General features: G+C 45.3%; 12 protein-coding genes. 11 read left to right on the top strand and 1 reads right to left on the bottom strand.

Annotation, left to right across the window (positions count from 1 at the left end; genetic code table 11):
- The first annotated feature begins 49 nt into the window (after window positions 1-49).
- From ABMY42_RS01300 to ABMY42_RS01255, 10 genes are all read left to right on the top strand, one after another.
- A complete protein-coding gene (locus ABMY42_RS01300) occupies window positions 50-1,132 on the top strand; it encodes an efflux RND transporter periplasmic adaptor subunit (protein WP_349265876.1) in 1,083 nt (360 codons plus the stop codon).
- 9 nt (window positions 1,133-1,141) lie between these two features.
- A complete protein-coding gene (locus tag ABMY42_RS01295) occupies window positions 1,142-4,198 on the top strand; it encodes an efflux RND transporter permease subunit (protein ID WP_349265875.1) in 3,057 nt (1,018 codons plus the stop codon).
- Window positions 4,199-4,200: 2 nt separating this feature from the next.
- The gene (locus tag ABMY42_RS01290; protein ID WP_050921907.1) at window positions 4,201-5,694 is read left to right on the top strand and encodes an efflux transporter outer membrane subunit; all 1,494 of its coding nucleotides are present in this window, start codon (window positions 4,201-4,203) and stop codon (window positions 5,692-5,694) included.
- A 152-nt stretch (window positions 5,695-5,846) separates the two neighbouring features.
- On the top strand, window positions 5,847-6,002 hold the full coding sequence (locus ABMY42_RS01285; protein ID WP_005451278.1) for a DUF5993 family protein: 156 nt from the start codon (window positions 5,847-5,849) through the stop codon (window positions 6,000-6,002).
- Between the two features lie 11 nt (window positions 6,003-6,013).
- The gene (locus tag ABMY42_RS01280) at window positions 6,014-6,553 is read left to right on the top strand and encodes a disulfide bond formation protein B (protein WP_009697204.1); all 540 of its coding nucleotides are present in this window, start codon (window positions 6,014-6,016) and stop codon (window positions 6,551-6,553) included.
- A gap of 220 nt (window positions 6,554-6,773) precedes the next feature.
- Complete coding sequence (gene gltS, locus ABMY42_RS01275; protein WP_005451274.1) at window positions 6,774-8,000, top strand: sodium/glutamate symporter; 1,227 nt, start codon at window positions 6,774-6,776, stop codon at window positions 7,998-8,000.
- Window positions 8,001-8,147: 147 nt separating this feature from the next.
- Window positions 8,148-8,402, top strand: a complete 255-nt coding sequence (locus ABMY42_RS01270) for a hypothetical protein (protein WP_026000163.1) — start codon at window positions 8,148-8,150, stop codon at window positions 8,400-8,402.
- Window positions 8,403-8,774: 372 nt separating this feature from the next.
- On the top strand, window positions 8,775-9,791 hold the full coding sequence (locus ABMY42_RS01265; RefSeq protein WP_009697206.1) for a GGDEF domain-containing protein: 1,017 nt from the start codon (window positions 8,775-8,777) through the stop codon (window positions 9,789-9,791).
- Between the two features lie 64 nt (window positions 9,792-9,855).
- Window positions 9,856-10,671, top strand: coding sequence for a helix-turn-helix transcriptional regulator (locus ABMY42_RS01260; protein ID WP_005451271.1), 816 nt, complete (start codon window positions 9,856-9,858; stop codon window positions 10,669-10,671).
- Window positions 10,671-11,324 (top strand): LuxR C-terminal-related transcriptional regulator, encoded by a 654-nt coding sequence (locus ABMY42_RS01255; protein ID WP_009700994.1) that lies wholly within the window; start codon window positions 10,671-10,673, stop codon window positions 11,322-11,324. Before ABMY42_RS01260 ends, ABMY42_RS01255 begins: the two co-directional genes overlap by 1 nt.
- Before the next feature lie 67 nt (window positions 11,325-11,391).
- Here ABMY42_RS01255 and ABMY42_RS01250 read toward each other — a convergent pair whose 3' ends face one another.
- Window positions 11,392-13,809 (bottom strand): glycoside hydrolase family 2 protein, encoded by a 2,418-nt coding sequence (locus ABMY42_RS01250; protein ID WP_258456177.1) that lies wholly within the window; start codon window positions 13,807-13,809, stop codon window positions 11,392-11,394.
- 291 nt (window positions 13,810-14,100) lie between these two features.
- Between ABMY42_RS01250 and ABMY42_RS01245 the strand changes: the two genes are divergently transcribed.
- Complete coding sequence (locus tag ABMY42_RS01245) at window positions 14,101-15,684, top strand: BCCT family transporter (protein ID WP_349265874.1); 1,584 nt, start codon at window positions 14,101-14,103, stop codon at window positions 15,682-15,684.
- Window positions 15,685-15,699: the final 15 nt, after the last annotated feature.

Below are 15,699 nucleotides of genomic sequence, written 5' to 3'. Positions count from 1 at the left end.
CTGAACAGCGTTCGATTGTATGATGGCACCAAAATTAGGGAGCCATCTTATGAACCGTCTATTCAAAACCACAGCGTTAAGTGCAGCGACACTCGCGCTGCTTGGTTGTAACCAAAACCAAACCACATTCGCCGAACCTGAATCTCCTCGACCAATACAAGTCGTCGAAGTAAAGGACAGCAACTCCGCCTCAAGCAAATCATTTAGCGGCATTGTTCACGCCAAAGAAAGTGCTTCTCTTTCTTTTCGTGTACCAGGCACGGTAGAAAGCGTTTTGGTGAAGAAAGGCGATCATGTCGAGAAAGGGCAAGTCATTGCTACGCTTGACCCACACGATTATCAAGTCTCACTAGAAGAGCTACAAGCTCGTATGCTGGAGGCAAAGTCCGCACATAAACTGGCGAAAGCGGAGCTTAAGCGCGTTAAGCAAGCAACTGACGATAATGCCATTGCTAGCGTTAATTTAGACCGTGCCATCAGCGGTTATGAACGCAGTCTATCCGCTGTCAAAGTGGTAGAAAAAAACATCCAGCGAGCGGAAGACGCACTGACTTACACCACATTACGCGCACCATTTTCTGGCAACATTGGTGAAGTCCGTATTGATGCTTTCGAACAAACCCTGCCTGGCGTGAGCGTGGCTACGATTCAGCAAGATGGGCAATGGGAAGTGGATATCGATGTGCCAGAAAATATGGTTCGACAGTTTAACCTTGGTCAATCTGCAGCACTTTCTTGGTACGGTGCTGAGCAAACCTACAGTGCAAAAGTCGCCGAGATTGCTCCGAAGAAGCATTTAATCAAGCAAACTTATCCTGTCACGCTAGCGATCGATTCTATTTCTAAAAACTTGTTCAATGGTAAAGCGGTTACGGTAACGACTTCGTTCCAGCCGAATCAATCAAGCCACTGCTTCCCATACTCTGCCATTTTGGGCGAAAAAAAGACCCTACACGTCAACGTGGTGCGAGATGCTGTCGTACACAGTGAACCCGTTAACTTGCAATCCATTGATTCTCATCAAGCTTGTGTTTCCGGCGATTTCCAACAAGGTGACTATGTCGTTATCAGCGGAACTCACTATCTCAAACCAGGCGATAACACGTCAAACCTAACCATCAAAACGCTATAGGTTCAAACCATGATCAATTTAGCCGAATTCGCGATAAGACAGCGTACTTTCGTGTTGTTCTTCATCGCCTTAAGTGTGGTGGCGGGTATTTACTCCTACTTCGACCTAGGGAAATTAGAAGACCCAAGCTTTACCGTTAAAACCGCTGTCGTGGTGACCTTGTATCCGGGAGCATCGGCTCAAGAAGTCGAACAGCAAGTGACCGATACTATTGAGACTAAGCTGCAGGAAATGGCAGAACTGAACCGATTACGTTCATTGTCTCGTCCTGGAATGTCGATGGTATTTGTCGATTTGAAAGAGAGTCTCAATTCAAAAGCGTTGCCTCAGCAATGGGACTTACTGCGACGTAAAGTGAACGACGTGAAGCTACAACTGCCTTCTACGGCACAAATCAGCATAGTTCAAGATGAGTTTTCTGAAGTGTACGGCATGCTTTTCTCTATCCACAGTGAAGACGCAGCACCAGAAGAATTACGTCGTTATGCAGAAGAGCTTCAGCGCCAAATTAAGGCAGTAAAAGGCATCAAAAAGATCGAACTTCACGGCGTACAGCCGCGTGTCGTGCACATCGATATGCCTGATGAACGTTTAGCACAATACGGCTTATCTGTTGCGCAAGTGTGGAACCAGCTCAGCACACAAAACATGACCTTTGAAGCGGGGAAATTCGATGCAGGAACCGAGCGTATTCGCATCACGCAAACCAGCGAGTTTCAATCACTAGACGATATTCGCAACTTGGTAATCAAAGGTGGCGTAAGTGAACTAGGCACAGGTCTAATTCGCTTAGGTGACATCGCCGAAGTGAGTATGGGATACCAAACTCCCGCGCTGACAGAAAGTCGATTTAATGGTCAACCTGCCGTGACTTTGGCGGTGAGTCCTGTTGAAGGCATTAACGTTGTGTCATTGGGCGATACCATTCGTGACATTATCCATAACTACGAGCAAACATTGCCGCTCGGCGTCGATATTTCTACCGTCGCTTATCAGCCAGAGGAAGTACAAAAAGCCATTGATGACTTCGTGGGCAACCTACTGGAAAGTGTCGGTATCGTATTCGTGGTGCTGCTGGTCTTCATGGGTTTTAAAAGCGCAACGATTGTTGGCTCAAGCTTGTTGCTAACAATCTTGCTCACGTTGATTTACATGAACATCGCGGGAATTGATTTGCATCGTGTCTCGCTAGGTACCTTCATCCTTGCGCTAGGCATGTTGGTAGATAATGCCATCGTGATCACTGACATGATGATCGTGAAGCTGAGCAAAGGCATTGAGCGCACTCGTGCTGCTATTGATTCAGTCAAGGAAACGGCGGTACCACTACTTGGTGCCACCATCATCGCCATCATGGGTGCAAGCCCAGTGTTATTTTCGAAAACTGACTCGGCTGAGTTTGCTGGTTCAGTATTCTACATTGTTGCTTCATCGCTACTGCTGTCTTGGCTGGTTGCCATGACCTTCACCGTATTGATGTGTTGGATGTTCATCAAACCAACACCCGTGGATGAAGATGCCAAACCAAGTCGATACAAGCAATTAGTGTTTTGGACAGTCGACAATCCGATGAAAGCACTGACGGCATTGATTCCGCTGATTTTAGTGACTGCATTTGCCGTGCCCTATGTAGCGGTAAACTTCATCCCACAATCGGATCGCCCTATCGTGTTCCTAGATTACTGGCTACCAAATGGCGCCAAGATTGAACAAACCTCAGCAGACATGCGCAAAGTCGAACAGTGGCTGCTCAAGCAACCTGAAGTAGAAAGTATTTCTAGCCACATGGGCGCAAGTGCACCTCGATTCTCTGTGACTGTAGAACCCGAACCATTTGATCCCGCATATGGTCAGATTTTAATTAATACCAAGGATTACGCAGGTATCAGCCAACTTGTTGAGCGTGGTGATAAATGGCTGCAGAACACATTCCCGGACGCAGAGCCCCGCTTTAGAGCGCTGAAGCTCGCAACCTCGGACAAATACGCAGTCGAAGCTCGCTTCTCTGGTCCAGATGAAGTAGTACTGCATCAGCTAGCGGATCAAGCAAAAGCCATTTTTGCTACTCATCCTGATGCAAAATACGTTCGTGATGACTGGCGCCAAGAGAGCAAGGTTCTCAAACCCATCATCAATCAAGACAAAATGCGTCAAGCTGGTATCAACCGTGCGGACATCGCCTTTGCTTTGAAACGCGCTTCTGACGGCATGCCTTTGGGACAGATGAATCTCAATGATGAGCTCATTCCAATTCAACTGCGTGGCACTTCTCAAAACATGGCGTCACTGGAAACATTACCTGTACGTTCACTACTGGGCATGCACAGCGTACCTCTTGGTCAGGTGGTTGATGGCTTTGAGTTAGTACCAGAAGAGAGCATGATTTGGCGTCGTAACCGAGTAAAAACCATCACTGCGCAAGCGGGTGTCGCACGTCACTCGACACCAGCGACAGTAAGAAATGCAGTGAAAGATCAGATTGAAGCCATTCACCTTCCTGCGGGCTACAGCTTGGAATGGGGTGGAGAGTTCTACGACGAGCACAAAGCTGTTACGGATATCTTCAAGCAATTACCGAAAGCGATGTTAATTATGGTGATCATTTTGGTCGCGATGTTTAACGGCTTTAAACAACCAATCATCATTTTTGCGACTTTGCCATTGGCCGCAACGGGCGCAACCTTTGCTTTGCTTGGCTTTGATAAACCATTCGGTTTTATGGCATTGATTGGTGCGGTAACGCTGACTGGGATGATCATTAAAAATGGCATTGTATTGATGGATCAAATCGAACTAGAGCGAGCAAATGGACGCGCATTAGTCGATGCCATTAAGGAGGCTACCGTCAACCGAACGATGGCGATTTCTATGGGGGCATTAACAACAGCCCTTGGAATGATTCCGCTGCTGTCAGACCTATTGTTCGACCAAATGGCAGCAACCATTATCGGTGGCTTGGCCGCAGCGACAGTATTGTCATTGTTCATCATGCCGGCACTGTATCGCTTGGCATACAAAGAAAAGCCACAAGCAACCCACACTGACGCCAAACTGAAGGAGGCGTAATCATGAAAAAGTTCGTTCTTGCGCCACTTGTATTGGCAATGAGTTTATCCGGTTGCGCTGTTGGTCCCGACTACCAAGCGCCAACCACAAGTATGGCTGAAACCTATCTTCATGCTGAGCAAAGCAACGTCAGCCAGGTTAGCGAAAAAGAAGCCTTTTGGTGGACGGAATTTAATGATCCGACGCTGAACGATTTAGTCCTTGATATGCAAAGCCAAAACATCCCGTTACGAGTGGCAGCAGAGCGCATCAAGATGGCTGAGAACTACAAAACCGTTGTAGAGTCATTCAAAGTACCAACCGTCAATATTGGCGCGGGTTACTTCAACTACCAACTGAGCAAAAATGATTCTCTGCTGGGTCCTGCACTCAATCCGATTGGTGATTCAGCAGCAGGTTTACCGCCACAGATTGGCAACACGACACTATTAGATAATCAACATGATGGCGTTTTTGCTGGTGCAAGCATCGCATGGGAAGTGGACTTATTTGGGCGTCTTGAGCGTCAATCTAATGCGGCAAAGATTCGTGTAGAACAAGCTGAAATCTATCAGAGTGGGCTCACCACATTGCTCACCGCTGATTTGATCCACAACTACTTACAATATCAAGGTGCAACAGAACGTCTCGCGTTGGCAACATCCAACCTAGAGGACCAACAAAAAACCATGGATTTGGTCGAAAAGGTGGTTCGCAGTGGTTACGGTTCCGAGCTCGATTTAGCCCAAGCTAAAGCAACATTGGCAGCAATGGAATCCATCATCCCTCAATTGGAAATCGCACAACAAGCGCACAAGCATCGCATTGCGGTACTACTTGGTGAGCCTTTATCGAAAGTCGAGATACGACTCGCTCAGACACAAACAGTACCTACCATGCAAAACGTGGTGCCGATTGGGCTGCCTTCTGACTTGTTGCAGCGTCGACCAGATATCCGCATTGCGGAACGTGAAATGGCTGCCATCAATGAAGAACTCGCAGCCAGTGTGGCCAATCAATATCCGAAGTTCTTCTTAACAGGGGCGCCAGGTGTTTCTGCGTCTAGCTTTGATGACTTATTCAGTAGTGATTCATTTGGCTGGGTAGGCTCAGCAGGTATCAGTTGGAATGTATTTGACGGAGGTCGTGGTGAAGCGTTAGAGAAAATCAACCAAGCTCGTTTTGAATCCGCCACCTTGGCTTACCAACACGCCGTTGATTCCGCATTTACAGAAGTAGACTCGACCCTATTTGCTTACGGAAGAAGCCAAGAGAACCAACGCCGAATTGAAGAAGCGCTGGAGGCAACGGACAACGCGGTCAGCAAAGCGAAATCACTCTATCGCGCAGGTTTAATCGATCACTTATCCGTCCTTGATGCACAGCGACAAAAACGCATGATGCAAGACCGTCAGCTTGCTGCCAAATTGCAAACGGCACAAGTTACCGTCGCACTCTATAAATCATTAGGCGGTGACTGGGCGTTGGAACAACCACCAAAACAAGACGGTAAGTAACGCGTTTTTGTAAAAACGGTTTTGGGGAGAGGATCAGATTCATCTGGGACCTCGAATCTGCCCTCTCCTCTTTTTTATATAAAGTCGCGCATTGATACCCATTTCCTATAGTTAAAAGGATTGAAATCAGAGAGTAAGGAAGGAACTCCCTCATGATGACACTAATTTTTGTACTATTGTTAATCGCGATGCTCAGTGCATTTTTAGGCAAGAAAGCGATGGGTTATGCCTTCTTTGCTTCCTCCGTGATCATTGGGCTGTATTGGTTCAACCACCATGCAACCGATCCTCTAGCTATTTTGTTGTAGGGGGCGTTGATATGAATCGCAACTATTTGGCTTTACTCAATACCCTCGGATTACTCGGCATGACCGCCGTGTTGTTAATTGGTTTTGTTCTGCAATTTGTACTCAATGAACTGCCTTGCCCATTGTGTCTGTTACAACGCATTGGCTTTGTCATGATCATGTTCGGCTTTCTACTGAATGTGGTTTACGGTCCGCACGCTCGACATTATGGCGTGGTTCTAATTGGCGCACTTTATGGAGTAGCCACATCGCTAAGACAAGTCTCACTGCATGTCATTCCGGGAACGCCTGGTTATGGTAGCCCTATCTTAGGTATGCATTATTACACTTGGGCGTTTGTCTTGTTCGTCGCGACTATATTTGCGGTGGCGGTCATCCTTATGCTCACCAGTAAAGAAGAGTCACCGGAACCTTACCAAATGAGCAACCTTGGTCGAATTGCTTGCCTGTTGGCTATCTCCGTTGTCGCACTTAATGCCATCGGTACATTTGCCGAGTGTGGTCCATACCAATGCCCTGATAACCCAGAAAGCTACTGGCTATTTAATTAGGGGGCTTTTTGAGCTGATTCGACGAGGAGTCATGCATAGGTTAACGCAACCTTGTATCACTCCTCTTTTCTATCTGTCATGGGAATACCATGCTCAGAGTAATCTGACTTGGTTCAAATTCATTAGTATGCAACTGGATGTCATTCAAACATGTCAGTATGTTTAGAGGTAAACGTACCGATTAATTCTCTCATCATGTTTTATTAGAACAGGAGTGGTTATGAACTTTGTCGACGGTGTATTACAAGTCGAATCCTTTCTCGCGGTGACTCTTGGAATCATCGTTTTATTCTTAGGTAGGCGATTAACGCAAGCGAGTACTTTCCTCAAAGAGTTCAGTATTCCAGAACCGGTTTCTGGCGGTATTTTGGTGTCCGTACTGTTTGCGGTGATTCATTACGTTACCCAAATTGATGTCCAATTCGATCTCGCGACTCGTGACCTACTCTTAGTGTATTTCTTTACCACCATCGGCATTAACGCAAGCTTGCAAGATCTGTTTAAAGGGGGAAAGCCTTTATTAATTCTGCTTTCGGTCACCATCGGCTATATGTTGATTCAAAACCTTACTGGTATCGGAATCGCCACCATGCTCGGTCAACCAGAAGCGGTTGGCTTGCTAAGTGGCACAGTCTCATTAATTGGTGGGCATGGCACTGCTATCGCTTGGTCACCAAGAATTGCAGAAATTTTTGACCTAAATACCGCCATGGAAATCGGTATCGCTAGCGCGACATTCGGTTTGATCTTAGCAAGCTTAATGGGAGGACCTATTGCTAAGTACCTGATCAACAAACACAACCTCAAACCCGCGAAAGTTGAAGAGATGGATGTCGGTACCGCGCAAGATGAGCCTCAACCCTCGATCAATGCCTATGACTTTTTAGACGCGATGTTAGCGATTCATGTATGTATTATCTTAGGTGCAATCTTGAATGAAGGCGTCAGCAGTTTAGGGTTAGAGCTGCCATTGTTCGTAACTTGTCTGTTTGCTGGTATTCTGATTTCTAACCTGATTCCTGCTTCTTACCCGCGCCTAACAGGAACGCGCTGGCCGGCTAGAAAACCTGCGGTTGCATTGATCGCAGATATGGCGTTAGGAGCATTTTTGGCGATGTCTCTGATGAGTATGCAACTATGGGCTTTGGTGGATTTGGCAGGACCGATTTTCATCATTCTTGGCGCACAGTTTCTTGTCGCTATTTGTATCGCGATTTTTGTCGTTTTCCCTTTGATGGGAAAAAACTACGATGCGGCGGTGGTTTGTTCTGGTTTTGGTGGAATTTCTCTTGGTTCCACTCCAACGGCGATGGCAAATATGTCGGCAGTCGCACAGAAGTACGGTAACTCTCACCAAGCGTTTATCATCGTGCCTTTAGTCTGTGCGTTTTTTATCGACTTAGCCAACGCACTGATCATTCCATACTTCATCAATTGGATTGGATAATTAAAACGCCATCTGGTTAAAAAGAGGACACTTCGGTGTTCTCTTGCTTTATTCAAGCAAATATTGCTACCACTTCCCCCCTCACTAAGTTGTATAATGTTGACCTTGAAATATTTTGTTACGAACTCTGTAACTCTTGAGATGAACATGAACAGCAGCAGATGGGTTGGCCTATCAATTGGCACCCTCTTTTTAATCGGAACCCTTATTCTTTTTGGTTCGACCGTACACGCCTCTTGGTACAAGATCCCAATGGAAGCCGTGAATGGCATTGCTTTTACCCTGTCATTCGGCTTAGGGCTGAATCACCTGTTTGCCTACATTTCTGCGTTTATTACCCTTGCAGCCTTATTCTATCTTGGTTATGCAATAGGTTACCGTATCCACCAAAAACTCAAGTAGACATCTCAAACTTAAGACTCATTTTAATCACCCCGCATAGTACTTAAGTACTAGTTTTTCCTCAATAATTTACCGGTTAACGCACTTTTTACGCGGACATATTGAGATCGGAGCATTTTCCCGAAAACCGTATAGTTTTATGCAACCCCGCCTCATAGAATAGTTTATAAAAACGGCAGTAGGTATCGAGCAACTATATGAAATGCAGTGTCGCTTGCAGACGAGAAAAACGCCCGAAAAAGCATATGCGCCTCGCATTTCCTTATTTATGCGGGGCTGGTTCTATGTTTCTCTCGTCCTCCATCCACACTCAACCCATACAGAATCCTCTCTCTGACTGCCCATTATTTGCTGTTCCTTTGAGACATAACTATGGACAGAACGCAGTTCACCAAAATTTTTACGCGCTACTATATGCGCTCCACAAGTCTTGGGATTCTTATCACCTTAGTCGCTTGTGCAATCAGAGGGGTTGATTATGTTGTATACCTTCCTTATATATTTTCCGCGATGGTCTGTTTTGCCTACCTTTGGGTGGGCAAATCATTTGCACTCGAGCAAAAGCATCAGTCTGTTGTCATCGCTCTGATCCTCGGCTACACCCTCACTTTTTACCTGTATTACTTCTTAGGCGGGCACTTTCTCTTCTCTTCGTTAGTCACCGTGAATCTCCTTTTAACCCTGATTGAGTTTGGCGTATTTTGGTCGGCACTCACATATGTCTTATCAATGGCAATCTGCTTTAACATTGATTTGATAACCGCAGGTAATTACCTGTTTAAACTACAGGGTTTAAGTGAGTTCTCCATTCGGAGCACGTTTCTTTACTTGTTCAATCTCTTTATTTACCAAGGCTTGCGCTCCATCGAGTGCTATTGGTTTAGCGCCTGGCAAACGCAATATGAACAAGTTGAAAAACTAGAAAGACTGCTCGAGATTGACGAGCTAACAGGGTGTTATTCCCGATTCAAAGGCAATCAGTTGATCGAACAACAGATACAACGAGCTCAACCGTTTACTCTGTTATATATCGACTTAGATGGCTTTAAATCGGTGAATGACGAATTCGGTCATGACGCCGGAGACAAAGTACTACAAATCACCGCCCAGCGTATTTTAAACCTACTCAGTGGTGGTCAGTTCGCAACAAGGATAGGTGGTGATGAGTTTATTGTTTGCCTCCCTGAGCTAGAAAGTACAAAGGACTTAGAACAATTTCAGTCTTCGCTGCACCAAGCGTGTAGCGCACCTATTTTTATCCATTTTCAAAACGTTCACATCGGTTTGAGTGTTGGTATTGCACGTTTCCCTTATGAGGGCAATAGCAGCGATTCCTTAATCCAGCACGCAGACCAAATGATGTATCTCACTAAAAGATCAAGAACATAGATTTGCGACTCATACCGAGTCGTTTCAAGCAATCAAAAATATAATGAGTTCAGGACGTAGATATATGGTTAGCAAGTTAGAATTTTCGCATGCTGTTGCAACAATTCGAAAGGAGAGAGGTTTAACTCAAGGTCAGTTGGCAGACGAGTTAGCACGGAGTTACAGTGCTTTTGAAAGCTTAAATCAACCTACATTAAGTCAATGGGAAAGCGGAAAAGTCACACCGAGTTTATTAAAAAGGCTCGCCTTCTCTCATTATATTGGTGAGCAATATCAATATACCTCAAGCGAGTATAAGCGCGTTAAAGCCTCGCAAAGTAAAAACATTTATTTAAGCTTTAAAGACATTGTTTATGAGTATCAAGTCACCGATGTAAAGAGTTGCTCACTCAATCAAATAAGCGCGTCGGAGTATCAACAAATTGATGCAGTCCACAAGCAGTTAATCACCCCAGGCGGTATGGCAGATACGCTCAATCAATTTGATGAATCTTCAAGTAAGGTACGCCTGTATTACTGTAAAGGCATGTTAGTCGGACACCTTATTTATCAAGAGCTGAGGTCTGAATTTAGGATTCTAAGCTTATGGCATTTGGGGCGCTCTATCCTGAAGTTTTTAGTCACCGATATCATCCAAGTCATGGGGAATGCGGTTGTCCACTTTCCGGTTCATGAACCCGTGGTAAAGCAACTTTTATTCGACATTTTTATACGGGATTTCTATCACCATCGGCGAGTCACGTACTTCAAAGCACCCGCCACTCAAATATTTGAAAACCCAATGGTTAAACACTGCTTCGATGGATTCTTAGATCTTGTTTTGTATCGCTTCCATCAAGTAGGAAATGAATTTATGCAGTCTCGACAGGAGGCCCACTAATGATGAATAACAATCCAACCACCAACACCATCTTATTATTCACTTGCAACAACATTCAAGGAAGAGGCTTACAGACGACAATCGAGCAACAGCTTGGTCAACCAGTCCTCTTGGCGAAAGGATCAAGTACTGATCTTCCTGTTTATCGCGATGAACACTATGTTGCTATTGTCGACAGTTCACTGCCAGATCTCTCTGGGGTTAAAGTCGTGCTCAACGAGCTCGATCACGTTGATGCGACCGTTTTGGTTAATGCCGAACCTAATTTGGGCATCGAGAGTCTGCTCTCTTGGTCGAACTTAAAAGGTCTGTTTTACTTCGATGAAGATTTTGACAAAGTGATTCGAGGATTAAAAGGTGTTGTGAATGGTGAAAACTGGCTCTCACGCGACATACTCAATCGTTTAGTGAGCTATCTTGTAAACTTAAATCACTCGGTTTCTGAGCTCGACACGAAACTCGAAATTGAGCTAACTCGACGCGAAATGCAAGTACTTACAGCGCTTTGCCAAGGAGGTTCTAACCTCGATATCGCCGACTCGTTGTTTGTAAGTGAGCACACTGTGAAGTCGCACCTCTACAGTATCTTTCGCAAACTTGAAGTGAAGAATCGAATGCAGGCGATCACTTGGGCAAAACGAAACCTGTTCTAAATCAAGCCGTTCTCAGGCTGAGAAATCAAAAGGGAGCACGGAAGCCCCCTTTCAAAAGTGCTTTCCGTTATTGCATTAAGTGGTAAACACGCAGAGACTCTGCCATTGCCGCCCAATCGTCACCCAAGAATGTTAACGTAACGGGCTGGTTTGCCAATAAAGTGATGCTTGAATCTTCAAAGCGCCCAGCCGTATCACACTCCAAATGAACAAAAAACGCCGCCTTATTTGCCCGTAGGGTCACTTGGTTTGCTTCAATCGTTACTTCAATATTTGCTTTAACCATAGGCAGCGTCTTAAGTTCATGAGTACTAAACCAGGTATTGTTGATCCGTTCATCACCCACCTGCGCTTCCACATACAAGAACCCTGATTTCAGGTCGCCCAAACCAACTAAGTCAACCTGCTCATCTAAAGACCAAATGACAGTATTGCTATCATTCGTCACCGTTTTCTCTATCTGCCAAGTTTTCTCAATTTCGCCTTGCCAATTAACCCAATGAAGTTGAATATCCGCACTAACTGGTATTTTGGCATCGTTGAGCAGATGCAGACTCAAGTTGCCTGTGTGCTCCGAGAACACGAAATACTGAGGTGCAAAGAAGCGTTTCGCATGGTAATGCAACTGCTTCCAACGACCACTGTATTCGATGCTAGACCATGAACTCACAGGCCAGTTGTCATTAAGTTGCCAATACAACATGCCACGACATATCGGTGCGATGGCTCGCCAATGGTCACACGCAGTTTTGATAGCCATCGCTTGCTGCACTTGGCTAAGGTACAACATTTGCTCAAAGCCGCTAGGAAAACGGAAATATCGGGTGAACATCTCAGTAATGATGCTGTTACCACGTGGGTTCTTTTGGTGCTGCTCAAAGGTAGGTGACGTAACGTTCCAGTCTTGTTCCGGTACAAACTGTTTTGCTTCCGCAAACGAAGGCCAAGATTGGAAACCAAATTCTGAGCAAAAGCGAGGATTAATGTTTAGGTAGGCATTAAATGATTTTCCTGAATGCCACACATCCCAAAAATGCATGTCACCTTTACTGTCATCATGCCAAGCATCTCCGAAGTCCAGTTCACCATTACAAGGAGAGCTAGGCCAAAAACGACGAGATTCGTCTAACTGTCCGATCACCTGCTCTATCATGCGGTTGAGACGGTCATAGTTCACCGTATATTTCACTTTGTTATGCTTGGATTCGTCATACCAGCCAATAGCTCCAATAACTTCATTGTCGCCACACCATAACGCAATAGATGGGTGTTCTTTTAAGCGTGGAATTTGGAAACGCAGTTCTTGTTCAACTTCTTTTAAGAAGTCATCGCTAGAAGGGTAAAGCGAACAAGCAAACATCATGTCTTGCCAAACTAACAGCCCCAGTTCATCACACAAGTCATAGAAGGTTTCACTCTCATACTGCCCACCCCCCCAGACACGAATCATGTTCATGTTGGCATCAACGGCACTTTGTAAAAGCGTTCGGTAGCGGGTTTCGCACTCACGCCCCGGCATGGCATCGATCGGAATCCAGTTCGCCCCCTTAGCATTAATCGGAGTGCCATTAATGATGAATTCCATCGCCGATCCATGTTCATCAGCTTGATTATTTAAGCTCAACTCTCGTAAACCAATCTTACGGACTAGAGTTTGTTCACCAGAAGTGACTGAAATGGAATAGAGGTGCGCTTCACCATAACCTGCCGGCCACCAAAGCTTAGGTTCGCTTACAAGGAATTCACAGTGATAGTGACCACTTCCTTCGGTTTGGAGCACTTGTCGTTCACCATTAAAATTAACAATGATTTCATGACATTGATTGCCAGTCTCTACCTCTATAAGAACGTCAACCAATACACTTCCATCTGTCTGCCATTGCTGGTTTGTGGAGAAGCTTTTTAACCACACGTCCTCGACAACATCGATTTGAATCGGGTCATAGATACCCGAGACCATTAAACAAATACCCCAATCCCATCCCGAATGACATTGGGTTTTGCGGAGCAAATTCATGTGTGGAATTTGGTTGTTGCCCATTGCAGAAGGAATAGGAAACGGCAGTTTCTTTGCTCGCTCTGCGCCTTCTAAGTCTACGCGAGCAAACTCAACTCGAATCGTGTTAGTGCCTTGTTTTAAGTAAGGTTTAATATCAAGACATTGTTGGGCAAACATGTTGCTGCAAGTTAGTACTTGCTCACCATTAATGTAAAACGTCGCTAAAGTATCAACGCGAGTAAGTGTCATCCAAACTTGTTTGGCAAAGAGCACTGCGTCATCCACATCAAACTGACGTGAAATATGCCAATCACACGTTTCAATCCAACGAACTTTCGCTTCGTTATCCGCAAAATAAGGATTAGGGATGAGCTCTGCTTGTAACAACGCAGAAACGTTGTCTCCAGGCAAAGTCATTGGAATATCGATATCTGGGTGCTGTGGTGAAGTTAACTGCCACATTCCATTGAGTTCAACATGAGCCATAGGATAAGACCTTTAATTTTTATTAGAACAGGTTGGCTCAATGTAATCCTGAGATGTCCTTGCAAGAATAAGGGAAATGTCATTTACGTATGAAATGCGGCGCACTTCACGCAAAAATCTCTACCCCAAAATCAGTAATTTGCTTCAGATTTCCATAATTAATCTGGCTCTACGGTTATATTGGTGTGCTCAACGTGCTAGTATCAGCGGCTTTTTGATCATCCTCACACTTTTCGAGCTATTCGTGTGAGGGAAATGCACGGCTTCCGAGCCCTAAAAAGCGAAGTAATTATGTCAAATATGACGAACGCCGCCTCTCATGCTCCTATTCAGGAGGCAGACTATTCTGCGATTCATCCTCCTTCCCTTCTCAAGCGTCTTGAACTCACTAACCCTGTTTTCTGGTTAAGTGGTAGCTTCCTCACTGTGTTTGTTTTGCTAGCTCTAACGAATACAGACTCTCTGACCGCAATGGTTAATGCAGGCTTTGGCCTTGCAACTCAATACTTCGGTGCCTTCTGGCAAGTATTACTCCTTCTGAATTTCCTTATTGGTTTGGCTATTGCGCTAGGTCGTACGGGTTACGTACGCTTAGGTGGTTTAGCGAGACCAGATATCGATACCTTTAAATGGCTATCAATCGTACTTTGCACCCTACTTGCTGGTGGCGGTGTATTCTGGGCTGCAGCTGAGCCTATTGCTCACTTTGTTTCTGCACCACCTTTATATGGTGAAGCCTCACCAAAAGCCTCTGCAATCAATGCGCTTTCTCAGTCTTTCATGCATTGGGGCTTCCTTGCTTGGGCTATCTTAGGTTGTCTTTCTTCTGTGGTGTTAATGCACCTTCACTACGACAAAGGTTTACCACTTAAACCACGCACTTTGTTGTACCCTGTGTTTGGCGACAAAGCGATTCACGGTCGAATTGGTGATGTCGCAGACGCGTGCAGCATCATTGCTGTAGCCGCTGGTACTATTGGTCCAATCGGCTTTTTAGGTCTACAAATCAGCTACGCATTGAACTCTCTGTTTGGTTTGCCAGATACCTTCATTACTCAAAGCCTGGTGATTGTCGCTGCGATTCTCATGTACACTTTGTCAGCGCTAAGCGGCGTGAGCAAGGGCATTCAACTTGTTAGCCGTTACAACATTGTGTTGTCTGTAGCATTGATTGGTTACATTCTGTTCTTCGGACCAACTAGCTTTATTGTGGATGGTTACGTACAAGGCATTGGCCGCATGGTTGACAACTTCTTCCCAATGGCGCTTTATCGCGGTGACACAGAATGGTTAAGTTGGTGGACGGTTTTCTTCTGGGGTTGGTTTATTGGTTACGGACCAATGATGGCGATTTTCATTGCTCGTATTTCACGAGGCAGAACCATTCGTCAGTTGATCCTCTCTATCAGCATCGCTGCGCCTTTGATCACCTGCTTCTGGTTCAGCATTGTTGGCGGCAGCGGCTTAGCCTTCGAGCTAGAAAACCCAGGTTTGATTTCATCAGCATTCGAAGGCTTTAACCTTCCCGCAGTTCTACTTGCCATTACCTCTGAATTGCCATTCCCAATGGTGATTTCAGTATTGTTTTTGATCCTGACTACGACTTTTATCGTAACGACTGGTGATTCAATGACTTACACCATTAGTGTCGTGATGACGGGTTCTACCGAGCCAAATGCCATTATTCGTTCATTTTGGGGATTGATGATGGGTGTGGTGGCAATCGCACTTATTTCTATGGGCTCAGGTGGTATCTCTGCACTGCAGTCTTTCATCGTCATTACGGCAGTACCCGTGTCTTTTATTCTGCTGCCAAGCATTTGGAAAGCACCAAGTATCGCGAACCACATGGCGAAAGAGCAAGGTTTGATTTAGTACGTTACTGAGTAC

It is taken from the genome of Vibrio sp. SSH13-20 (assembly GCF_040104475.1).
Classification (GTDB): Bacteria; Pseudomonadota; Gammaproteobacteria; order Enterobacterales; family Vibrionaceae; genus Vibrio; species Vibrio harveyi.
Note: the sequence above shows the minus strand (reverse complement) of the source record. Positions and strands in the feature narration are given on the sequence as shown.

Coding starts and splice junctions, on each gene's coding strand:
- ABMY42_RS01265 (WP_009697206.1), top strand. CDS start 8,775: ATGGACAGAACGCAGTTCACCAAAATTTTTACGCGCTACTATATGCGC.
- ABMY42_RS01260 (WP_005451271.1), top strand. CDS start 9,856: ATGGTTAGCAAGTTAGAATTTTCGCATGCTGTTGCAACAATTCGAAAG.
- ABMY42_RS01250 (WP_258456177.1), bottom strand. CDS start 13,809: ATGGCTCATGTTGAACTCAATGGAATGTGGCAGTTAACTTCACCACAG.
- ABMY42_RS01255 (WP_009700994.1), top strand. CDS start 10,671: ATGATGAATAACAATCCAACCACCAACACCATCTTATTATTCACTTGC.
- ABMY42_RS01300 (WP_349265876.1), top strand. CDS start 50: ATGAACCGTCTATTCAAAACCACAGCGTTAAGTGCAGCGACACTCGCG.
- ABMY42_RS01245 (WP_349265874.1), top strand. CDS start 14,101: ATGTCAAATATGACGAACGCCGCCTCTCATGCTCCTATTCAGGAGGCA.
- ABMY42_RS01270 (WP_026000163.1), top strand. CDS start 8,148: ATGAACAGCAGCAGATGGGTTGGCCTATCAATTGGCACCCTCTTTTTA.
- ABMY42_RS01295 (WP_349265875.1), top strand. CDS start 1,142: ATGATCAATTTAGCCGAATTCGCGATAAGACAGCGTACTTTCGTGTTG.
- gltS (WP_005451274.1), top strand. CDS start 6,774: ATGAACTTTGTCGACGGTGTATTACAAGTCGAATCCTTTCTCGCGGTG.
- ABMY42_RS01290 (WP_050921907.1), top strand. CDS start 4,201: ATGAAAAAGTTCGTTCTTGCGCCACTTGTATTGGCAATGAGTTTATCC.
- ABMY42_RS01280 (WP_009697204.1), top strand. CDS start 6,014: ATGAATCGCAACTATTTGGCTTTACTCAATACCCTCGGATTACTCGGC.
- ABMY42_RS01285 (WP_005451278.1), top strand. CDS start 5,847: ATGATGACACTAATTTTTGTACTATTGTTAATCGCGATGCTCAGTGCA.